17 protein-coding genes are annotated in these 23,100 nt (G+C 48.5%); 11 read left to right on the top strand and 6 right to left on the bottom strand.

Going from position 1 to position 23,100, the window contains the following annotated elements; all coding sequences use genetic code 11:
* Positions 1-39 precede the first annotated feature (39 nt).
* A complete protein-coding gene (locus tag BN102_RS05190; RefSeq protein ID WP_019208038.1) occupies positions 40-1,728 on the bottom strand; it encodes a glycoside hydrolase family 10-like protein in 1,689 nt (562 codons plus the stop codon).
* Between the two features lie 91 nt (positions 1,729-1,819).
* On the opposite strand from BN102_RS05190, the gene BN102_RS05185 reads away from it, so the two are divergent.
* Both BN102_RS05185 and BN102_RS05180 read left to right on the top strand, forming a co-directional pair.
* A complete protein-coding gene (locus tag BN102_RS05185; protein ID WP_019208037.1) occupies positions 1,820-3,355 on the top strand; it encodes a carbon starvation CstA family protein in 1,536 nt (511 codons plus the stop codon).
* A 26-nt stretch (positions 3,356-3,381) separates the two neighbouring features.
* Positions 3,382-3,879 (top strand): hypothetical protein, encoded by a 498-nt coding sequence (locus BN102_RS05180; protein ID WP_019208036.1) that lies wholly within the window; start codon positions 3,382-3,384, stop codon positions 3,877-3,879.
* 112 nt (positions 3,880-3,991) lie between these two features.
* On the opposite strand, the gene BN102_RS05175 is transcribed toward BN102_RS05180, so the two are convergent.
* A complete protein-coding gene (locus BN102_RS05175) occupies positions 3,992-4,768 on the bottom strand; it encodes a porin family protein (RefSeq protein ID WP_019208035.1) in 777 nt (258 codons plus the stop codon).
* A gap of 5 nt (positions 4,769-4,773) precedes the next feature.
* Positions 4,774-5,916, bottom strand: a complete 1,143-nt coding sequence (locus tag BN102_RS05170; RefSeq protein ID WP_019208034.1) for a PCMD domain-containing protein — start codon at positions 5,914-5,916, stop codon at positions 4,774-4,776.
* A gap of 406 nt (positions 5,917-6,322) precedes the next feature.
* Here BN102_RS05170 and BN102_RS10895 point away from each other — a divergent pair, with 406 nt between their 5' ends.
* Positions 6,323-6,472 carry a hypothetical protein gene (locus BN102_RS10895; protein WP_019208033.1) on the top strand — a complete coding sequence of 50 codons (150 nt, stop codon included), beginning with the start codon at positions 6,323-6,325 and terminating at the stop codon, positions 6,470-6,472.
* Positions 6,473-6,499: 27 nt separating this feature from the next.
* Positions 6,500-7,561, top strand: coding sequence for a hypothetical protein (locus tag BN102_RS05165; protein ID WP_019208032.1), 1,062 nt, complete (start codon positions 6,500-6,502; stop codon positions 7,559-7,561).
* 325 nt (positions 7,562-7,886) lie between these two features.
* On the opposite strand, the gene BN102_RS05160 is transcribed toward BN102_RS05165, so the two are convergent.
* On the bottom strand, positions 7,887-9,221 hold the full coding sequence (locus BN102_RS05160; RefSeq protein WP_019208031.1) for an NADP-specific glutamate dehydrogenase: 1,335 nt from the start codon (positions 9,219-9,221) through the stop codon (positions 7,887-7,889).
* Between the two features lie 427 nt (positions 9,222-9,648).
* On the bottom strand, positions 9,649-11,940 hold the full coding sequence (locus BN102_RS05155; RefSeq protein ID WP_019208030.1) for an NADP-dependent malic enzyme: 2,292 nt from the start codon (positions 11,938-11,940) through the stop codon (positions 9,649-9,651).
* 290 nt (positions 11,941-12,230) lie between these two features.
* Here BN102_RS05155 and BN102_RS05150 point away from each other — a divergent pair, with 290 nt between their 5' ends.
* From BN102_RS05150 to BN102_RS05130, 5 genes are read left to right on the top strand one after another with little or no spacing between them, the layout of a single operon-like run.
* Entirely contained in the window at positions 12,231-13,412 is a 1,182-nt protein-coding gene (locus BN102_RS05150; protein WP_036787334.1) for an efflux RND transporter periplasmic adaptor subunit, read from the top strand.
* Between the two features lie 37 nt (positions 13,413-13,449).
* Positions 13,450-16,671 carry an efflux RND transporter permease subunit gene (locus BN102_RS05145; RefSeq protein ID WP_036787331.1) on the top strand — a complete coding sequence of 1,074 codons (3,222 nt, stop codon included), beginning with the start codon at positions 13,450-13,452 and terminating at the stop codon, positions 16,669-16,671.
* A 4-nt stretch (positions 16,672-16,675) separates the two neighbouring features.
* Complete coding sequence (locus BN102_RS05140; protein ID WP_019208027.1) at positions 16,676-18,061, top strand: efflux transporter outer membrane subunit; 1,386 nt, start codon at positions 16,676-16,678, stop codon at positions 18,059-18,061.
* A 17-nt stretch (positions 18,062-18,078) separates the two neighbouring features.
* Positions 18,079-18,852, top strand: a complete 774-nt coding sequence (gene lpxA, locus BN102_RS05135; RefSeq protein WP_036787459.1) for an acyl-ACP--UDP-N-acetylglucosamine O-acyltransferase — start codon at positions 18,079-18,081, stop codon at positions 18,850-18,852.
* Entirely contained in the window at positions 18,849-19,514 is a 666-nt protein-coding gene (locus BN102_RS05130; protein ID WP_051007712.1) for a TetR/AcrR family transcriptional regulator, read from the top strand. The genes lpxA and BN102_RS05130 overlap by 4 nt, the downstream gene beginning before the upstream one ends.
* Before the next feature lie 25 nt (positions 19,515-19,539).
* Here the strand turns inward: BN102_RS05130 and BN102_RS05125 are convergent, their stop codons facing one another.
* Positions 19,540-20,964, bottom strand: a complete 1,425-nt coding sequence (locus BN102_RS05125; protein ID WP_019208024.1) for a sensor histidine kinase — start codon at positions 20,962-20,964, stop codon at positions 19,540-19,542.
* A gap of 221 nt (positions 20,965-21,185) precedes the next feature.
* Here BN102_RS05125 and BN102_RS05120 point away from each other — a divergent pair, with 221 nt between their 5' ends.
* The gene (locus tag BN102_RS05120) at positions 21,186-22,010 is read left to right on the top strand and encodes an AAA family ATPase (protein ID WP_019208023.1); all 825 of its coding nucleotides are present in this window, start codon (positions 21,186-21,188) and stop codon (positions 22,008-22,010) included.
* A gap of 15 nt (positions 22,011-22,025) precedes the next feature.
* On the top strand, positions 22,026-23,048 hold the full coding sequence (locus BN102_RS05115) for a DUF4435 domain-containing protein (RefSeq protein WP_021311510.1): 1,023 nt from the start codon (positions 22,026-22,028) through the stop codon (positions 23,046-23,048).
* Positions 23,049-23,100: the final 52 nt, after the last annotated feature.

Raw genomic sequence — 23,100 nt, 5'->3', positions numbered from 1 at the left:
TTCTTTTCGGCCTTGTGTTTTAGAAAGAATTGCGTCTCGTCATTTCAAGATAGTGCCGACCAATCGCTCTCTCCCTTCCTTGTCAATCAGGTATACCCAATAGAACCCCTCGTGGAGTTGTTGGATATTGAAAGAGTTCGCATAGTCGATTCGCAAGACTTCGTGCCCCGTAGGGGTAGCGATGCGTATGTAACGAACATCCTTTACGTGCGGGAGCGTTACCTGGTCTCCGTCGTTCAGTATGGGCAAGTCGTCTTCCGATGCCTTATTCAGTTCTAAGGGAACGCTCTCGTTGCCGAATCTGTCGGCGGCTGTTACGCACAGGTATCTTTTTAACAGCCAGGGCTGGGAGGGTTTGTATGGATAATGATTCGTCGGCAGGTAAGTTGTTATGAGATTCTTCGGATTTCGTATATCGACGGGATAGGTGTCCGAGCCGTACAAGTGATAGGTTACGGGTTGATTCGAGTTATCGATCGACGGATTCCAGGAGAGCATCAGATGACCCTCTTTCGTTCTCTTTACCGAGGGATGGGTGGGGGCATCCGGAGCGATACGGTCTATCCATGTCATGGGCGGGATTAAGGCCGGATAAGCATAGGTGTTTTCCGTCAACTCGTCCCATATTTGCTTCGTATTATCCAGCACGAAGCGATTCCGGAAATAAGCTTGACCGTCGAGACCGATCTCCCGGATGAAGTTTACCTGCCGGACGATTTCGTCTAACGGCCAGTCTTGTTCGGAAGGAGAAAGAAAATAAACGCCCAACCCCGGAACGATCCACCGGTTGTTCTTGTGTTCTTTCCAGTCGAGGGCAAAGGGGTAGAAATCGTTTTCTTTAAAATACATCATGGGGAAGAGGGCGTCCTGAATCCCTTCTTTCAACCATTGCTGCGCCTCTTGATAAACCGTATGCAGTGCGTTCCACCCTCGGGAAGTGTATCGACGGGTATCCCGATACTTGCCGATGGGCGAACTGCTTACTTTCACCCAGGGCTTTAATGCTTTGACATCTTGGTAAAGGCGTCTTACGATGGTTGTAATATTGTTTCTTCTCCAGGCGGTGAAAGGCATTCCGCGACCATATTTCTTAAAAGTATCTTTATCTGGGAAACTGCTGGCACGTTCCGGATAACGGATGTAATCGAGGTGTACGCCGTCGATATCGTATTTCCCGACCAACTCGCAAACCAACTTGGAGAGATATTCTTGCGTAGATGGGTTTCCCGGATCCAAATACCAGGTCCCTCGGTAATGTTTGCAGAGATCGCGTCGTTTCCGTACGAGCGATTTTTTTCCTGCCGATTCGACTTGCTGATCGTTGCCGATTGGGACGGTAACCATCCACGCGTGGATCTCCATGCCGCGCTTATGGCATTCCTCGATAGCGAAAGCGAGCGGATCGTATCCCGGATCCTTTCCCGCATGGCCGGTGAGGATCTCTGCGAAGGTCTCGATATCGGAAGGGTAGAGCACGTCTCCCCGTATTCGCGTCTGGAGCAGCACCGTATTGAAGTGCGCGGATTGCAATTTGTCCAAGATGCGGCACAGTTCGTTCTGTTGCTTTCTGACGCCTGCAGCATCGATTGCTTTCGCTTGGGGCCAGTCCATCCCGTTTAGGGTGGTGAGCCATATCGCGCGGATCTCGTACTTCGGTTGGGCGGAGAGGGGCAGGACAACCGAGAGAAAGTATATAAAGTATGTGATGAAAACAAAGCAACGTATCATTTTTTCTTTATTTTGGTCACAAAGATAAAAACTTATCATTTAAAATGTTACTTTTGCTGCATTCATTGTGACGAATCAAATAAACGGGAAAATGATCAGTTTTATCCTTTCTTTGGCGGCATTGGTCTGGGGGTATCTGTTCTATGGAAAAATTGTCGAACGGATATTCGGGCCCGACGACCGAATAACACCTGCCGTTTCGAAGGCCGACGGCGTAGATTTCATCGTCCTTCCGAATTGGAAGATTTTCATGATTCAATTTTTAAACATTGCAGGTACGGGGCCTATCTTCGGAGCCATAATGGGAGCTTGGTACGGGCCGTACGCTTATCTGTGGATCGTGCTGGGCTGTATTTTTGCCGGTTCGGTTCACGATTATTTGAGTGGCATGCTTTCCGTGCGCCATGAGGGTGCAGGGCTCCCTCGATTGGTCGGCGATTATTTAGGCCGTGCCACAAAGAACGTTATGTTGGTTTTTTCCATCCTCCTCTTAATGATGGTAGGGGTGGTGTTTGTGTACAGTCCGGCAATCATTTTAGAAGATATCTGGGGCTCCAAACTGTTTTGGATCATCGCGATCTTCGCCTATTATATCGTCGCGACTATGCTCCCTATCGATAAGATTATCGGTAAGATTTATCCGCTGTTCGCGTTTTCTCTCTTGTTCATGGCGATAGCCTTGATGATCGGGCTGTTCGTCAAATGGCCCACAATCCCCGAACTTTGGGACAACGTCGAGGCGATGAATTTGAATATGCCGTCGGAGATGCTGGGTGAGAACTCGTTTATAGAGAAAAACCCGCTCTTTCCCTGTATGTTCATCACGATTGCATGCGGTGCGATAAGCGGTTTTCACGCCACGCAGAGCCCTTTGATGGCGCGATGCATAAAAAGCGAGCGAGTCGGCCGCCCGATCTTCTACGGAGCCATGATTACGGAAGGGATAGTGGCTTTGATTTGGGCTGCCGTGTCCATGTATTTCTTTTACTACGGTGGATGGCGCGAGGTGATCGATGCTCAGACCGTTCAAGAATTCCTGAACCGGTTCCATGCGGAAAGCCCGAAAACCTTGATTCAATCGTTCAGCGCTCCCACGGTGGTCAAGTTGGTTTGCGAAAACTGGTTGGGCGTCGTAGGCGGCATCCTGGCCCTGTTGGGTGTCGTCGCCGCTCCCATTACCAGCGGCGACACGGCATTCCGTAGTGCCCGGCTGATCATTGCCGAGTTCATCCGTTTGGAACAGCACAGCATCGCCAAACGTTTGTATATTTGCATACCGATGTTTGTGGCCGCTATCGCCTTACTGGTTTGGCAGCTGTCGAATCCCAACGGATTCAACGTGATTTGGCAATATTTCGGCTGGGCTAACCAGACGTTGGCGGTATTTACGCTGTGGACCATTACGGTCTATTTGGTACAGCAGCGAAAACCTTTTGTGTTTACACTGCTCCCAGCCTTATTCATGACGTCGGTCTGCTCCACGTTTCTGTTCGTATCCAATCAAGCTTTCGGCTTGGGAACGATGGGGTACGGTTTGGGCGGTGCGGCTTTGCTCCTCGCGGCGGTATGGTTCTTCGGTTGGTATCGGAACTCAATTGCCATGAGGGCTAACGAAAGAAATGGATAGTATTCATTTGCTAAATATACGAGATTATGAAGAGAAAACTGTTTTTGTTGATATGGGCGGTCATGATGACCGTCGCGGCTAATGCTCAATTCGAGAAAGATACTTGGTATCTTGGTGCTTCTTTGACCAGTTTGAATTTATCTCATAGTAAAAACGAAGGTACCCGCTTCGGCGTGGAGGCTCTCGGAGGCGCTTTCGTGTGTGACGGCTTGGCACTTTTAATCAGTTTGAAAGGCGATTGGGTCAAGTACGGCATCGACGAGACGAGTCTCGGCACCCAACTTCGGTACTACTTGCAATCCAACGGTCTTTACGGCGGTGTCGGCCTGAAGTATAAGCATCTCTCTGGCGATATGTCGAAAGAGAAGAATTTGGTGTTTTTAACGCCCGAAGTGGGGTATGCTTTCTTCTTGGGGAGGAATGTCACCGTCGAACCGGCCGTGTATTGCGACGTGTGTACGAAAGACTTTTCGGACTGGAGTAAATACGGGCTGAAGATCGGGTTCGGTTTCTATTTCAAATGACGATCATATTTTCCTTTACCGTAGTCAAAAAATATTAATTCTCTGAACACACGATTGCCGGGGAGCCTGTCGGTAAAGTTTACGTCGTTGCGACGGCGGGCGGATTGCCGTATCAGAAGCAGTACCCCATGCCGAGATTCAGGTAAATGGGATACATGGCGAAGGCGATGGTATCGAAATTTTTCTGAAAGATGTCGTTGAATCCCCACGTGAGGTCGGCAAATAACTTCCAGCGGTTCTTCATCCTCCAATCCGCCCCCGCTTGCGTACCCCATGAGAAGCGACGCAAGTCGTGACTGAAATCGTAGATGGCGATAGCTCCGTTGGTGAAGTTGATCTTATTGCCGGTCGGATTGCCTTCTCTCAAATACCCGTCGTATACCTTTCCGTCGAATTTACCACTGAGCAGGTAGGAAGCGAATAATCCCGCTTTTACTTCGACGTGTCGATTGATTCGATGGGTTGCCAGTAGCGGAAGGGTGATATAGACGTTTTGAATCTTGGTTTGAACACCTCCCGTCCAATTGCCTTTCAACCGATTCCCGTCGTTGCCGATAATCTCCATGCTGTAATTCTTGGTGGTAGCCTTGGCCGCCATGGCTTTGCTTTCTATCCGGAGGCCTGTCGTCAGGCCCCATCGCTGTACTCGGTCCCACCATTTGGTTATATTCGCTTCGATGGTCAGTGCCAGATTCGGGTTATAACTTTCGATACTCCGGATTTCGTTGGGAATAGGCAGGGGCGCCGTTCCTCCGATATTGAATCCGGCTTTGATTTCGTATTCCCATCCGTCGGGCGATACGGTATTGCAAGAAGGTTGCGCGTGGGGCTGTGCGACAAGCTGTAATGACAGCAACCAACAGAGAGGAAGTAAGATATGTTTTGTCATGACAATCAGTTATTATTTACCAGCTCTTCATAGTCGATATGCAGTTCGTCCACCATCAAGGTACTTTCGGGAGCGCCTCGGAACTGATCTCCTTCCTTGCTCGAGGAGAGTATCACGGCGATACTGTATTGACCGTTGAGCAATTTGCTTATGTCGACAGGTTTACCGTAGCTGTCGTAGTCGAACTTCACGCTGAAGCGAGTCCATTCGTTGGTCTCTTTTCTGTCGGCAATTCTGGCCAACGCCATCATATTCTGATGCCGGAAATTATTTTCGGCCAGATGGCCGTTCATGTAGGGCACGGCGTTTGTTTTCTCGAAGAAGATGGCATAGATGTCGAATTCGTCTTTCCGGTCAGTGTATTGGCCGTCGGCGTAGAATCGAGGTCCGGCTTTATATTTGTAATAACCGCTCAATCGAATGGGTTTATAGTAGAAAGTCGTCCCGAAATTCGTTGCACTCAGCGCATCGGATAGGGCGTTCAATATGTCGAACTTTCCCATGAACAGGTTTCCGGCAGCGATGGGTTTGTTTACCATCTGTCCCAGACTTCCGGTACTTCGGGTAACTAATGTTACACAGTTCCCCGATACTCCTCCTTCGCTCAGGAAAGTGGGAAAGTCGGCAGGCTTATTCGCATTGCCGGTTACGGCATAGCCTTGGTTCCCGCTTGCCCACGTCAAGGTGGTATAGCCTTGGGCTTCTTCGAAAAGGATGTGATATTTGTTTTGTACCTCTGCGGTTTCGAAATGGTATTGTGTCGGGATGCTTCTCGTAACGGGGCGGTGGATGATGAGCACGTAAGTGCGGTGCCAGTTGCCGTCTTCGGAAGTGACGGTATAGCGTACCGGTGAGCTGAAGTCGTGTGTCGAACCGCTTTCCGGCGAGATGGTCGCCCCCGGAGTAAGTTCGAAAGAGGGGGATAGAGCGGTCAGATCCGTACCGTTGTTTACCGTTATATAAATGGGATAGGCGTTCAGGCTTTCGTCTAAAGGACGGGTGTAGTCGATATCGGTCGACAGGATGGTTCCTTCGGGCAACGAACATTTTACGATGTCGGCTTCGGCATTGGGCGCTTCGTGCCTGATGCAGGAGGCGAAGAGAAAACTTCCCATCAAGATGGAAACAAATAAATTCTTTAATTTCATGTGGTTGATCTTTTCCAAAACGAGAGCAAAGATATATCTTTTCAGTGGAAAAAAAGCCTTGAAATTTTGTTTATTTTAAAAAATATAGTTATCATTGCCCCGTCATTAACCGAAAAACGCAGATGATCTACGCCGTTCTCACGATATCCGCTTCCCTTTCTCCTCGCCGGGCTGCCCGGGTCGAGGCGGTGAGAAGACGTGTCGCTCCGTTTACCCCCCCCCGTTAATATTTTTTAACTTTATATGTTTCCTGCGGGCCGTGGGCCCCTGGAGGTTCTGCTTCCCGCCTGTGCCGTCGTGTGCGGGGATGGGTCGTGCCGTCGTTGCGGAGACGCCAATGTCCGGCGGGGTAGACCGTATTCATCGAGTTCAATCACAACTGTTTTTATAATTTAATTTTTATTTTATGGAAAAGAAGGACAAGTCCCTCAATCTCTGCAGAGCCGCCGAAGGCCAGTACGCGTCTCCTCAAATCGAAGTCATCGAAGTAGAAACCTCTCAGGTGCTTTGCGGAAGCACCAACCCCCTGCCGGGACTGCCGGGAGAAGACTGGTAATGTAAAACCTATTAAAACGTAAAGACCATGAAGATGAAATTGACTTTTGCAGCCCTTGCCCTGATCGCGGCCGGCTGCTCTAACGAAGAACTGACAGAGGCTGTGCAAAACGGCCAGGACAGCAACGCGCGTGTCATCACCCTGCAAGCCGCCATGCCAGAGACTACGGACGAGGCGCCCGCCACCCGTGTCACGTACGAGAGCGACGGCGCCACCGTTTCGGGCGTCGTGATGACGTGGAGGAACACAGACAAGTTGCAGCTCTGCTTCAAGTACGGCGGCAGGTACTACCACAAAGAGGCGGCCATCGTGCCGAGCAGCATCAGCGCCGATCGCAAGCAGGCAACGTTCACCATAGAGATTCCTGCCGCAATCCCCGCCTCCGCTGCTTTCGACTTCTACGCCGTTTACCAGCAGAACCGCAGAGGTAAAAGTGCCAGCGGCTGCTTCTACCCCGGCACGCCGAACTACAAGTTTGAATGGGGAGAAGAACAGAATGTCACGCTGGATCACACAGGATCAAATGCATGGAATAACGGCATCATCAACTCCGTACTGCTCTACTCCCGTACGAACGTGACCCAAGCCAAGCTGGGCACGCTCAAGCTGGACCTTGCGCATACGGGATGGATCATGGCGGTCCACCTGATCAATGCCAGCGGGGCAAAGGTGGATTTTCCAGAATATGTTTGGATGAAGTACCCCACAGAATCTGCCTCCTCCTTTATCTGGAACGGCCTTCCAGAAAGTTATGCCGTGAAAATGGACGTGACTACCGGTACGGTTACCTCTACTTCTTCGGATTGGGAGAGAAAGGCAGGCATTTATTTTGTAGTCAATCAAGCTGGTTATCCTCTTTACAGAGGGAGGCTTGGTATCGGCAGCACCAGGATACTCTACCGCTGGGTGGTCAGCACGCCTCAAATCGAGCAGATGCAGGCGAGAATGAAGCTGCCAGGTGGCACCACGGAGTATTCCACCAACCTCCTTCCCGCCAGAACGGTGCAGAACGGCAAGGTGTACCACGTCTTCCTGAAATGGGATGGCACTAACCTGACGCTGACCAAGCGGGACGGCACTCCGTATTAAAGGTCTCTCCCTCTCCCCTCCCCCATAGGGAGGGGAGAGGGAATAGACAAGACGGCGGCGTCTCCGGTGATGCGGGGCGCCGCCGTTTGTTTTCAGAACTCCCGGAGACGGCTGCCGACGCACGGGCGTTTCGCCGCCCGCTGCTGTAGCCGCAGAGCCGTCCCTCGGTGGCGCATTTCTCCGTATCGCATGAAGGCTGTCCGATAAATGGGGGCGAAAAAAAAAGAGGTATGGCAATATTTTATTCAAAAGAAACATCAAAAACGGAGGAGAAAAAAGTAAGCGGCTGCGGCATAATTTTAATTTTGACACAGTCGCTTTTTTATTACAGAATGCCTTGCGCCATCATAGCTTTGGCTACTTTCATAAAGCCAGCGACATTCGCCCCTTTCACATAATTGACGTATCCGTCGGCTTCCGTGCCGTATTGTACGCAGGCTTCGTGAATGCTCTTCATGATACCGTGTAACCTCGTATCCACTTCTGCCGCCGTCCAGCTCAAGTGTTCGGCGTTTTGCGTCATTTCCAATCCCGAAACCGATACGCCGCCTGCGTTTGCCGCCTTTCCCGGCGCATACAGGATCCTGGCTTTCTGGAACACGTCGATGGCTTCGGTCGTGCAAGGCATATTGGCGCCTTCGCTTACGGCGATCACGCCGTTGTCGACTAGTTGACGGGCGGCTTCTTCGTCGATCTCGTTTTGCGTGGCCGAAGGCAAAGCGATCTCCGCTTTCTCGCTCCAAGGTTTGGCTCCGGCTACGTATTTGACACCGTATTTCTCGGCATATTCACGGATTCTGCCGCGATAGAGATTTTTCAATTCCATGATATAATCCAGCTTCCCTCGGTCGATCCCCTCCGGGTCATAGATATACCCGTCCGAATCGCTCATCGTCACGACCTTCCCACCTAATTGAATGACTTTTTCTACGGTATACTGGGCTACATTGCCCGAACCGGATACCAAACACGTCTTTCCCTTGATATCGAGTCCTTTCGTGTGCAACATTTCCGTAAGGAAGTATATATTGCCGTAGCCGGTAGCTTCCGGGCGGACCAAAGATCCTCCGAATTCACGGCCTTTACCGGTGAATGTGCCTGAAAATTCGTGCGACAGTTTCTTGTACATGCCGAAGAGGTAACCCACCTCGCGTCCGCCGACGCCGATGTCACCGGCAGGAACATCTTCTTCTGGTCCGACGTAACGCCAAAGTTCGGTCATGAAAGCTTGACAGAAACGCATGATTTCGGCATTCGATTTTCCGCGGGGGGAAAAATCCGAACCACCTTTCGCTCCGCCCATCGGAAGGGTAGTGAGCGAATTTTTGAATGTTTGTTCGAATGCTAAGAACTTCAGGATACCCAGGTTGACCGAGGCGTGATATCGAATGCCGCCTTTGTACGGACCGATTGCATTATTGTGTTGGATGCGGTATCCCATATTGGTTTGAACGTCGCCTTTATCGTCTGTCCATGTCACTCGGAATTGATAAATCCGATCGGGGATACATAATCTTTCCACCAGGTTCGCCTTATCGAATTCGGGGTGTTTGTTGTACGCTTCTTCGATACTGTTCAGTACCACTGCTACTGCCTGATGATATTCAGGCTCATTCGGAAATCTTCTTTTCAGATCTTCCAATACGTTTGCTGCATTCATAATAACTTTAATTACTTAGTTTGTATTTTTGTCGTCGCAAAAGTAAAACGGAAAATAGATATATGCAACAAATTTCTATAAAAAAGTGATTATATGTATCAATTTATTCTGTAATCAGGGTTGTTTGTGTGAAAAATGATAGTTTTGCGGAAGTATATTTCTGTCGTTCGGACGGAACAGCTTGATAGGACTTTTATCCTCTTTTATCTTTTAAATACTGGTATAGAGGGACGAATACCATAGCGGCCGAAATGAGAACGGTCAAGAGGAGGGGGCCGTCGATCTTCGGGACTGATATGAGGACGATAAAACAACATATTGCCCATACGAGGGCAATGAGAATAATTTGTGTGAGGGTTAATTTTCTTCGCATATAGTTAGATAAAAGGTATACGACCATCCTCAGATAGCCGTATACCTTCGGGTTTTAATGAATGGCTCGCTTTTTTTTCTCTACATATGCATCGATGGCGGCGACGGCCGTTATGTTGACGATGTCGCGGACCGAAGCTTCGTGATCGGTGAAGTGGATCGACTTGTTCAATCCCATCTGAATGGGGCCGATGATCTCCATGTCATTACCCATACCTTGGATGAGTTGGTAGGTCGCATTAGCCGAAGTCAGATTCGGGAAGACCAATGTGTTTACTCTTTTTCCTTGCAACCGAGTGAACGGATAAACCTCGTCGCGCAATTCTTTATTGAGTGCAAACTTCACTTGCATTTCTCCGTCGACGGCTAAGTTCGGATATTCTTTCTGCAAATAGTCTACAGCTTCGTGAACTTTTACCGGACTGCCTACCGAATCGGAGCCGAAATTGGAGTAGGAGAGCATAGCGATGACAGGTTTATGGTTGAAGAATTCGACGGCCTTGGCCGATAACTTTGCGATATCTATCAATGTTTCCGTATCAGGATGACGGTTGATCAGCGTATCGGCGATGAAGAACGTTCCTTTTTTCGAATTCAGGATATGCATCGTACCGAAATGATTGAATCCCGGTTGAATCCCGATGACCTCTTTGGCTACTTTGATCGTATTGGAATATTTGGTATACAGTCCGGTGATGAAGGCGTCGGCTTCGCCCGTCTCGACCATCATCATGCCGAAGTAGTTCCGCTCGAACATCTTATCGTTGGCTTCCTGGAAATTCGCACCTTCGCGGGCTCTTTTTTCAGCCAAGAGATGAGCGTATCTGACGCGCCGTTCTTCTTCGTTGGGATGACGCAGGTTGACGATTTCTATTCCGTCCAGATTTAGTTCCAGTTGCTTTGCCAATTTAGCGATGGCCTCGTCATTGCCTAACAAGATAGGATGACAGATGCCTTCTTCTTTGGCCGATACGGCGGCTTTCAGCATTGTAGGATGAACGCCTTCCGCAAAGACGACACGTTGGGGATGCCGACGAGCCGTATCATACAATTGTCGGGTCAGTTTGCTCTCTTGTCCCATCAGTTGACGCAAATGGACGCAATAGCCTTCCCAATCGGTAATGTGTTTACGGGCGGCTCCCGATGCCATCGCCGCCTTTGCCACAGCGATGCTGACTTCCGTGATCAGTCGCGGATCCACCGGTTTTGGAATGAAATAGTCGGGGCCGAAAGTAAAGTTGTTGACATGGTAAGTTTCGTTCACCACTTCCGGTACCGGCTCTTTGGCCAGATCGGCGATGGCATGGACCGCCGCCAGTTTCATCTCTTCGTTGATCGCTTTCGCCCGCGTATCGAGGGCGCCTCTGAAGATATAAGGAAATCCGATGACATTATTGATCTGATTCGGATAATCCGAACGGCCTGTCGACATCAGAACGTCGGGACGGGAGGCTTTGGCTTCGTCGTAGGAAATCTCCGGAGTCGGATTGGCCAATGCAAAGACGATCGGGTTCTTTGCCATGCTCCGGATCATGTCTTGCGTCAGGATGTTTCCCTTTGATAAACCGAGGAAAACGTCGGCGCCCCGCATCGCCTCTTTTAACGTGTGAACATCCCGCCGGTCGGTCGCAAACAATTCCTTGTTCGGCGTCAGGTCCTGACGGTCGCTTGTGACGATTCCCTTGCTGTCGAACATCAGAATATTTTCTTTTCTGGCTCCCAATGAAACGTACAACTTGGTGCACGAGGTGGCTGAGGCACCGGCTCCGTTGACCACGATCTTCGCATCTTCGATCTTTTTCCCTGCTACTTCTAAGGCATTGATCAGGCCGGCGGCCGAAATGATTGCCGTTCCATGCTGGTCGTCGTGCATAACTGGGATATCCAATTCCGCTTTTAAACGGTTCTCGATTTCAAAGCATTCGGGCGCCTTTATGTCTTCCAGATTGATTCCTCCGAAAGTGGGAGCAATTGCTTTTACCGCCTCGATGAATTTTTCCGGATCTTTCTCATCGATCTCGATGTCGAATACATCGATGCCTGCATAGATTTTGAAAAGCAATCCTTTTCCTTCCATTACCGGTTTCCCGCTCATAGCCCCGATATCGCCGAGCCCCAACACGGCTGTTCCATTCGAAATGACGGCTACTAAATTTCCCTTATCGGTATAATCGTATACGGTGTCGGGGTTGTTCTCTATTTCCAGACAAGGTTCTGCAACTCCCGGCGAGTAAGCCAACGATAAGTCTGTCTGGGTACTGTAAGGTTTCGTTGGAATGACTTCTATCTTTCCCGGCCGTCCTTCTGAATGATATCGTAAGGCAGCCTCTTTCGTAATCTTCACCATAAAATTCAATAATTTAATTCGATGCCAAAAGTACGAAGAATATTGTAAATACTTAATTAATCGACCGAAAAGAATCGGTAATTTGGGACGAGAGGGGGCACGAAGGGATAAATTCCGTTGTTTCAACTTCCTGTCGAATCATATATAACCTATGGCGGTGCGTTATTAATAGTTAAACTATTGAATGATGTATACCTCCTCATCAGAAAATTGTATACTTTTAGGGCGAAAAACTGAAAAGGCTTAAAAAGTTTTCAGCCGATTAATAATTTAAGAAAATAACAAAGAGTATGAAGAATTTAGGCAATCGTTGGATACTATTAGCTGCAACCATAGTTGCATTGAATAGTTGTGGCGGTAATAGCGGAATGAAGATGGGCGATGACGAATTCGCCGTGATGACTGTACAGAAAGCGAGCAGTCAGCAAAGTACCTCCTATCCGGCAACCGTCAAAGGTTTGCAGGATATCGAAGTCCGTCCTCAGGTATCGGGGAATATCACGAAATTATACGTGGACGAAGGAGCGACGGTTCGGAAAGGCCAGGCGTTATTCGGGATTGATCCCACTCAATATGCCGCTGCTGTGCATCAAGCTAAAGCCGCAGTCGAAATGGCGAGGTCGAGCCTGAATACTGCCTCTTTGAGTGAACAACAGAAGAAGAGTTTGCATGATAAGAATATTATCAGCGATTTTGAATATACCAGTGCTGTCGATCAGTTGGCTTCCGCTAAAGCTCAATTAGCTCAGGCCGAAGCTCAGCTTACGGCTGCTAATCAGAATTTAGAATTTTGTACTGTATCGAGTCCTTCAAACGGCGTGGTCGGTACGTTTCCGTATCGTATAGGTGCGTTGGTCGGCCCTTCTATCACCCAGCCACTGACAACAGTCAGTGAGATTGACGATGTGTATGTGTATTTTTCGATGACAGAAAAGGAATTGCTGAAGTTAACGAAAACGAATGCCTCGTTGAAAGACGAACTGGCCAAGATGCCGGAAGTGCAACTGCAGTTGATAGACGGAACGATGTATGATGAAAAGGGAAAGATCGATGCTGTCAGCGGAGTTATTGACCAGTCGACCGGTTCGGTCAGCATGCGTGCTGTCTTTCGCAATAAGAAGAACATACTGCGCAGCGGGGGGACCGTGAATATTATTTTCCCGTATCAGATGGATGACGTCATCTTAATACCGCAATCGGCGACACAGGAAATTCAGGATAAGAAGTTCGTCTTTGTGGTGGATCAGGATAATAAAGTTGCCACTACGGTGATCGAAACTTCTCCGCTGAACGACGGGCAGAACTATGTCGTGACAGAGGGTTTGAAACTCGGCGACAAGATAGTGATCGAAGGAGTTCAGCAATTGCGGAACGGACAGGAAATCAAGCCGATCACCCGGGAACAGCAAAAGGCTAAATATCAACAAGCTTTGAAAGATCAGAAAGAAGGCAATATCAAGACCGCATTCTGAAATAAACCGATAGTTAAGCATATTAAGACAGAAAAGAATGAAATTAGATAGATTTATTAATCGTCCGGTACTGTCCACGGTAATTTCTATATTTATCGTTATCTTGGGAATTATCGGGTTGGTATCTTTGCCGATTACCCAGTATCCGAATATTGCGCCTCCGACCGTCATGGTAAGCGCTACCTATACGGGGGCAAACGCTCAGACAGTGTTGAACAGCGTGGTCGTTCCGTTGGAAGAGCAGATCAACGGCGTAGAGAACATGATGTACATGTCGTCCTCTGCATCCAATAACGGTAGTGCAAGTATAACCATTTACTTTAAACAGGGGACGGATCCTGATATGGCCGCCATTAACGTGCAGAACCGGGTATCCATGGCTCAGGGGCTGTTGCCTGCCGAAGTGACGAGAATCGGCGTGACCACGATGAAGCGGCAGAGTTCTATGTTGATGATCTTCTCGCTGGTAGACGAATCGGACAAATACCCCATGGATTTTATCGAGAACTATGCGCAGATCAATATCATACCCGAAGTGAAACGCGTGTCCGGAGTCGGCGAAGCATTTGTGATGGGAGCGGATTATTCCATGCGGATTTGGTTGCGACCGGATGTAATGTCTCAATACGGCTTGATGCCGTCGGACATATCCGCCGTTTTAGCAGAGCAAAACATAGAAGCGGCTCCCGGACAGTTCGGAGAACGCTCTAATCAGACATTCCAATACACTTTACGGTATAGGGGACGTTTACAGACGGAGGAAGAATTCGGCAACATCGTTGTCAAGGCTTTGGCCGACGGGCAGATTCTGCGCTTGAAAGATCTTGCAGAGATTGAATTGGGACGACTTACCTATAACTTCATCAACAGAGTGGACGGTCATACCGGCGTAACGGCTATTGCTTTCCAATTGGCCGGTTCGAACGCCACTGCTACCATTTCGCAATTGGAAAAGACGTTGAATGAAACGAACCAGAATTTACCGACGGGGTTGAAGATCAATATCGCACAGAGTGCCAACGATTTCTTGTTTGCGTCCATCCACGAGGTGGTCAAGACTTTGATCGAAGCCTTTATCCTCGTATTCATCGTGGTGTATATCTTCTTGCAGGATATGCGATCCACCTTGATACCGGCTATTGCCATCCCCGTATCGTTGGTCGGTACGTTCTTCGTATTGAACTTGTTCGGCTTCAGTTTGAACTTGTTGACGTTAAGTGCATTGGTATTGGCCATTGCGATTGTCGTCGACGACGCCATCGTAGTTGTCGAGGGGGTTCATGCGAAGTTGGATCAGGGCTATCATTCGGCTCGCGAAGCTTCCATCGATGCCATGAACGAATTGGGTGGCGCGATCGTTTCCATTACCTTGGTCATGATGGCCGTATTTATTCCTGTATCGTTTATCGGAGGTACCTCCGGCACCTTCTATCGCCAGTTCGGTTTGACGATGGCCATCGCCATCGGCATTTCCGCTTTAAATGCTTTGACTTTGTCGCCGGCCCTTTGCGCATTGTTCTTGAAGCCGAAGGATGAAAATGGCACGACGGATAAGAAATCGACTTTTATTGATCGTTTCCATACGGCGTTCAATGCCTCTTACGATAAGCTCTTGAGTAAATATCGCCGCAAGGTGGTCGGTTTGATAAAGCGCAAGAGATTCGTCTACGTAGCCGTACCGGTATCCATTATCCTCTTGGTGATTTTAATGAGGGTTACTCCGACAGGCATGGTGCCTACGGAAGATCAGGGCACGTTGATGGGAGCGGTTACACTTCCTCCGGGAACGTCGCAAGATCGCGCCGAACAAATCTTCATGAAAGTGGATAGCTTGATTGCCGCTGAGCCGACTGTCGCCTCCCGCACCATGATTTCGGGTTACAGTTTTATCGGCGGGCAGGGACCTTCTTACGGGTCGTTCATCATCCGTTTGAAGCCATGGGACGAACGGGGCCTGATGCAAAGTGCGGATATGATTTACATCACTTTGTTCATGCGTGCGCAGAAGATTATTAAGGACGCACAGGTACTGTTTTTCATGCCCCCTTCCATTCCCGGTTATTCCATGTCGAGCAGCATACAGTTGAATATGCAGGACAAGACGGGCGGCACGTTGGATCATTTCTTCGAAGTGACGAACGATTTTATTGCTGCTTTGCAGAAACGTCCTGAAATACAGACTGCGCAAACTACGTTCAACCCGAACTTCCCCCAATATCAGATCGATATTGACGCGGCGGCCTGCAAGAAGGCGGGCATCAGTCCGAGTACTATTCTCTCCACGCTGCAAGGCTATTATGGCGGTTTGTATGCATCCAACTTCAACCGTTTCGGTAAAATGTACCGCGTCATGGTGCAAGCCCGTCCGCAAGACCGTTCCAATGTGGAGTCGTTGAATAAGGTGATGATTCGGAACGGTGACGATATGGCACCTATCACTCAATTCTTCACCATGAAGAAAGTATACGGCCCCGATATTATCAACCGTTTCAATCTCTATACTTCCATGACGGTCATGGTGAATCCGGGCGACGGTTATACTTCCGGGCAGGCACTGAATGCGATCTCTGAGGTGGCAGGGAAGAATCTGCCTGTCGGGTTCAGCTACGAGTTAGGCGGTATGGCCCGCGAAGAAGCACAGACAAGCGGTAATTCTACGGCGATCATCTTTGTGCTCTGTTTAGTCTTTGTGTACTTGTTATTGAGCGCTCAATACGAGAGTTATATCCTCCCGTTGTCCGTATTGTTTTCCATACCGTTCGGTCTGATGGGCAGTTTCATCTTTGTAGAATTGTATGGCGCCTTAGGATCCGTTTCTTTCCTGAAAATGATACTCGGGACGATGTCGAACGATATTTACATGCAGATTGCCTTGATCATGCTGATGGGATTGCTGGCGAAGAATGCTATTCTGATTGTGGAATTCGCCCTCGACCGTCGCAAGCAGGGAATGGGCATCGGCTGGGCTGCCGTCTTAGGCGCTTCCGCTCGTCTTCGGCCAATCTTGATGACTTCTTTAGCCATGATCGTCGGCTTGTTCCCGTTGATGGTCGCTACCGGGGCGGGTGCCCACGGGTATCGTACATTAGGTACGGCGGCCGTAGGTGGCATGTTGATCGGCATGTTGTTCCAGCTATTCGTTGTTCCCGTATTGTTCTCTATCTTCGAGTGGCTGCAGGAGAAAGTTAAACCCATCGTATGGAATGATATGGAGAAGGAAGCGGTTAATTCAGAAATTCAACAATACGTTAAAGAATAGTAGTATGAAGAAGTTGATTGTATTAGGCGGTATCGCTTTGTTGATGAGCAGTTGCCGAATCTATAAATCGTATGAACGTCCCGATTCGATCCATGTCGAGGGCCTCTATCGCGATCCGGTCGCATACAATGATATGCTGGTGCCCAATGACACTGCCAATTTAGGTAATTGGCAGTGGCGCGAGGTCTTTCGGGATGCGCAGCTCCAATCCTTGATTGAGGAAGGACTTTCCAATAATGTGGATATGCAGGCTGCTATTCTTCGGGTAGAAGAAGCCAAGGCTTTGCTTACCGCCGCTCACCTCTCGTTTCTTCCCTCTTTGGCTATGGCTCCGCAAGGTTCCCTGACCAGTGTGGATAAAGCAAAACCGGTGCAGAATTATACCTTACCGGTGGCTGCGAGCTGGGAAGTCGATTTGTTCGGTAAGCTGTTGAATGCGGATCGCGGCCAGCGTGCCACTTATTTGCAACGGGAAGCATCGCGCCAGGCCGTTCGTTCTCAACTTATTTGCGGTGTGGCCAACGCTTATTATACGTTGCTGATGCTCGACCGGCAGGTAGAAGTCACTTCGGAAAATCTTCGCCTGATGGAGGAAACGGTACGTACTATGAAAGCCTACAAGGAGGCTGCCATGACTACCGAAGTTGCCGTGGCGCAAAGTGAAGGCGCCTGTCATCAGACGCAGGCCTCGTTGGCCGATCTGCAACGTCAGGTTCGCGAGACGGAAAACTCATTGGCCGTCCTGTTGGGACGTACCCCTCAACGGATAGAGCGTACTGCGCTGGACGAGCAGATGATGCCGGAGAATCTCACTGTCGGCGTTCCTTTGCAACTGTTGGAGAATCGGCCGGACGTGCGGATGGCCGAGATGACTTTAGCCGGCGCTTATTACCAGACCAATCAGGCTCGCTCAGCCTTCTATCCGAACGTGATGTTGACCGGTACCGCCGGTTGGACGAACGGTTCGAACGGAACGATCATTTCCAATCCTGCCATGTTTCTTTGGCAGGCGATAGGTTCTCTCACCCAACCGATTTTCCAGCGCGGGAAATTGATTGCCAACCTAAAGGTCACTAAGCGGGAGGAACAGATCGCGAAGATGAATTATCAGCAAAAAATATTGGAAGCGGGCAAGGAAGTCAGCGATGCTTTGTATCTCTACGATACGGCCGGTAAAAAGTGGACGGAGCATCGGGCTCAGATCGAGAACATGACAAAGGCTCTCGCCATGAGTAAAGATCTATTCAAGGTCGCTAAAGCCACCTACCTAGAAATAATTTCGGCAGAGCAATCCTTGTTGAATGCTCGATTGAACGAAGCATCCGATGCCTACCAGCGCCTTCAGGCCGTGATCGACTTGTACAGCGCTTTAGGTGGAGGAAGGGAATAACACTTAAAAGAATGATTATGATTAGTCCATTGGCATATGTCGATCCGTCTGCAAAGATCGGGAAAAATGTAACGGTTTGTCCTTTTGTCTATATTGACAAAAATGTAGAAATAGGCGATGATAATGTCATCATGCCTCATGCAAGTATTATGAGCGGCGCCCGCGTGGGAAACGGAAATCGCATCTTCAACGGTGCGGTGATCGGGGCGGAACCGCAGGATTTCTTTTATAAGGGCGAGGACACGATCGCCCGTATCGGCGATAAAAATGTAATCAGAGAAAATGCGGTAGTAATACGCGCCACGCATCCCGGCGGCGAAACGAGGGTCGGCAACGGGAATTTTATCATGCAGGGCGCACGCCTTTCTCACGACGTGCACGTAGGCCATGCGTGCATCATCGGCAACGGTTCGCAGATCTCGGGTCACGGAGTGGTAGACGATTGTTCGATACTCACCTCCAACGTCTTGATGCAGGGAAACACGCACGTGGGGAAATATGCCGTCGTGTTAGGGGGAACGAATTTCCAGAAAGACGTTCCTCCCTATTGTGTGGTCAATAGCGAACGGGGAGGTTCGTTCGAAGGGGTCAACGTCACCATTTTGGAACATTTTCATTTCTCGGAAACCGTTATAAAGCATTTGAACCATGCCTTCCGTTTGTTGTACAAGGTGAATACCACGCAGGAGGAAGCGTTGCGACGGATCGAAGAGCAGATTCCGACCGGTCCGGAAATCGTTTATCTGGTAAAATTCATCCGGGAATCGAAATTGGGTATTATCAGTGAATGATGGAAGCGTTGGCAGCTGATATCGGGCACGACAGACGTTCCGGCAAGTTGAAAATCCGCCAGGAGGTGATAAAGGCTGCATCTTCGGCTTTTGAATCCAAAGGTATCAAACAAGTGCGGATGGATGATTTGGCGAAAGAATTGACCATTTCCAAAAGAACGCTTTATCAACTCTTTCGTGATAAGGAAGAATTGCTTTTCGAAGTGATAAAGCAGAAAGATGTCGAGATGGATAAATACATGAGAAGTGTATTGGGAGAGGCTTCGAACGTGTTGGAAATTATTTTCAAGTTTTATCGGTGGAATATGCAACATTTGAAGAATACCAACATCAAATTTTTTGAAGACTTGGACCGGTACCCGCTGATTGTCCGTTATTTGAAAAGTCGACGGGAAAGTAATTCCGTCAGTGCGGAGGAGTTTTACCTGAAAGGCGTGGAACAGGGAATATTCTGTGCAAATATCAAGTTCGGCATTCTGGAACAGATGTTTGAAGAACAAATGGAGAATATGCTCCATTCCGACCTCGTGAAAAAATATTCGTTGAGTGAGGTCTTTGAGACCATTCTCTTCGTCTTCTTGCGGGGAGTTTGTACCTCGAAGGGCTTGAAGTTGATGGAAGAGTTCAGAAAGGATATGCCGTTCATGTATGTCAATGAATGAGAGGGGAAAAATTGTTTCCCATCGTTCATGCTTGTAATTTGGCATGCAGTTCGAGGATGAAGCGGGTACCTTTCTTGAAGTCGTTATCTATATGCAGTTCTCCATTCAGTTTATAAGCGATAAGGCTGCAAATGGGCAAACCTAATTTATCGCCTTTGCGAAGGTCTTCGACAGCTTTAAAGGGCTTGAAGAGGCTGGGGCGGAGCGCTTGTGCGATGCCGCAACCGGTATCGGTGATGAGGAACTGCCCCGTGTGAGCGCTCCGTTTCTTAAATTCGACCGTGATCTTTCCCGTTTGGGTATGGGCAGCGGCATTTTTCAGCAAATGGCGGATAATCCGGCCTAAAGCTTCGGCATTGGTATGGATGAAAACGCGCGGAACTTTTATTACCGATTCGACTTCCGGTTTGAACCAAACCTTGGCTTCTTCCATCAATTTTTCACAGAAATCGCAAACATTAATTTGCTCCGTCGGATACATCTCATCTCGAGTTTCTTCCAAGCCGATGTAGGTCTGTACATCGTTGAAGAGCGTGAGGAGGGCGTCGATATTTTCTCGGGTGGTTGCATCGGCGGCTTTGGTGCGAATATCGGCAAGCGTTGGTTCCACCTGTTCGCTGATATGATTGATGTATTGGGATTTCAGATTGTTGTTATCGTTGGCCAGCTCTAAGCTGCGTCTCAGCGATTTGTTCTTCACGATAAAACGCAACAGGGAGAAGATCAGGAAGATGACGGCGACGGCTAAAATAGCGGCGACGGATCCCAACAGACCGATCAGGATCTTGTTGGTCGAGATCTTGACCTCTTTTTCCTTTAATGATTGTTGACTTTCGCTGTATTGTTGTTTCAGCGTATGCAATGTTGCCGCGTCTTTAGCCGTCCGGATAGAATCTTTCCAATGGTTATAAAGGATTTGCATGGAAGAGGCGAGCGCTGGGTTCGCTTCCTGTTTCGCCTGATCGAGAATATTCCGGTACGATTGTTCGATCGCATCCGTACTCTGCCCCGACACTTTGCGGGCGAACCATTGCTTGTAACTCTCCAAGCTTTGTGCGGTTTGTCCGAAGAGTTGATGGTATTGAGCTTTCGCATACCAATAATCGGTTTGCAGGGTATCTATCTTGGACTGAACGGCATAAGTCTGCATGATGTCGAGCTGCTGCTTACCCGATTCCGGTTTGCGGATGCGGTTATACATTCGGAGGCGTTCCTTTGCCACTAAATAGTGCAGCGCATAATGCGGATCTTTCGAAGTCTGGGTATCGTTATGCAAAAGCGCGTCCAATTGGCGACAGATGGCGAAGGCTTCGTTCCAATTCGCATTTCGGGTTTGTTCCATACTTTGACGGATGCCTTGCCGGACTGCATCGGACAGATTCGTGTTTTGAGCCTGAGCCGTCGTAACGAAACAACTTAGTGCAAGACTTAATAGGATATATTTTTTCATGGTTTTACATATTGTTCATGCGCAAAGATACTATATTTCCGTTTATATGGAAGAGCTCAGCCTGGTATTTGTGCAAAAGCTGTTGTTTCCGCCTGATTTTTCAGCATGGCGAGGGATGGGATCGAATGTCCGATTTTACCTTTTCTATGATATTTATGGGGTGTAAAAGCGATAAATCCATTTTATTCCTTATCTTTGTGATGAGATTAATACCTGTAAGTATGGGAAAACAAGCTGATTATATAACGCATATAGAGATTGTCGGTCTGTGGGGACGGAAAAATATCTCATGGGATCTGCGCCCCGACGTGAATATTCTGAGCGGAATCAACGGCATCGGTAAAAGCGCTATTATTAATAAAGCTATCGATAAGTTAAGACTCCTGCAAGGCGGCGATCTGACAAACGGAGGGACGCCGGGCGTGTTCTTCAAGTTCCACCCGGAGGATGCTACTTCCATCCGCTATGATGTGATTCGAAGTTTTGACCGCCCCATCATCCATTCCGATTTGTTGGAAAAGATGGCCAATCAGAATGTGAAGACAGAACTCGACTTCCAGTTGTATCAATTGCAACGACGTTATCTCGATTATCAGGTCAATATCGGCAATCGGATGATCGCCTCTCTGACGTCGGGAGCCCCCGACAGTCAACGAAAAGCGACCGACATCGCTTCCAACAAACAACATTTTCTCGATCTGATAGACGACTTGTTCAGTGAAACAAACAAAAAGATTATTCGCAACAGTAACGAAATCCTCTTCACGCAGGATGGTGATACCCTTTACCCGTACCAGCTCTCTTCCGGCGAAAAGCAGATGCTGGTCATTCTCTTGACCGTTTTGATACAGGATAACAACCATGACGTGCTCTTTATGGACGAACCGGAAATATCGCTTCATGTAGAATGGCAGCAACGGCTTATTTCCATTATCCGCGATTTGAATCCGAACGTGCAGATCATCCTCACCACTCATTCTCCAGCCATGATCATGGAGGGATGGACCGATGTGGTAACAGAAGTAAGCGATATTACTGCCGAATAAAGAAAGCGAGAGGACATGCCGCAACGATTGACCGATAATCTTTCTTCTTTTTATCTCGGAGCAGCTAATAGTATGCGCCCGAAGAAATCCCGTCATAAAATTATCGCGTATGTGGAGAGTTATGACGATATCGCTTTCTGGCGGAACGTCTTGGGCGAGTTCGAAGATCAAACCCGATACTTCCAGATCATGTTGCCTTCGAATACTTCCTTGTCGAAAGGGAAGAAGATCGTACTCGAAAATAATTTGGGATCGCGGTTGGGGGAAAATATGATCGCCTGTGTAGACAGTGACTACGATTATCTGTTGCAAGATTCGACGAGTACGTCACGATATATCAATAAGAGTCCTTACGTTTTCCAGACGTACGTCTATGCGATCGAAAACTACCAGTGTTATGCCGAATCTTTGCACGACGTCTGCGTGAATGCTACGCTCAACGATCGTCAATTGATCGATTTCGTCTCGTTCATGAAGCTATATTCTCAAATAGCATATCCGCTGTTCGTCTGGTCTGTCTGGTTTTACCGAAAGCATCAGTTGAACGAATTGTCATTGTCGGATTTCGGCAGATTCGTGAAATTGGATCACGTGAACGTATATCGTCTCGAATATTCTCTGGATGCGATGAAACATCGCGTCCAACGGAAAATCAAAAGTCTGGAAGAAAAACATAAAGACATGCTCCAAGAGATAGAGGAGCTGAAGAACGAATTGGAAACGTTAGGCGTTACGCCGGACAATACCTATTTGTTCATTCAGGGGCATCATATCATGAATAATGTGGTGATACGCTTATTGACTCCTGTTTGTACGCTTCTCAGAAAGGAACGGGAAGAGGAAATCTCCCAGTTGGCTACGCACGGCTTGCAATACCAGAATGAGTTGTCGTGCTATGAACAGCGTCAGTTGAACTTGGACCTCGTGCTGAAGAAAAATACCGACTTTAAAGATTGTCCCATCTTTAAGAAACTGAAAGCCGATATATCCGCTTTCGTCCAGAAACTCGACGGCAGAAACGTCGAAACTTCGACATGAAATGCGAATCGCCAGTCTCTCTCATCCGATTAATCGCGTAATTGATATAATT

It is taken from the genome of Phocaeicola abscessus CCUG 55929 (genome assembly GCF_000312445.1).
GTDB lineage: Bacteria > Bacteroidota > Bacteroidia > Bacteroidales > Bacteroidaceae > Phocaeicola > Phocaeicola abscessus.
The sequence above is the reverse complement of the archived record's forward strand: the minus strand, read 5'-3'. Positions and strand labels throughout refer to the sequence as shown.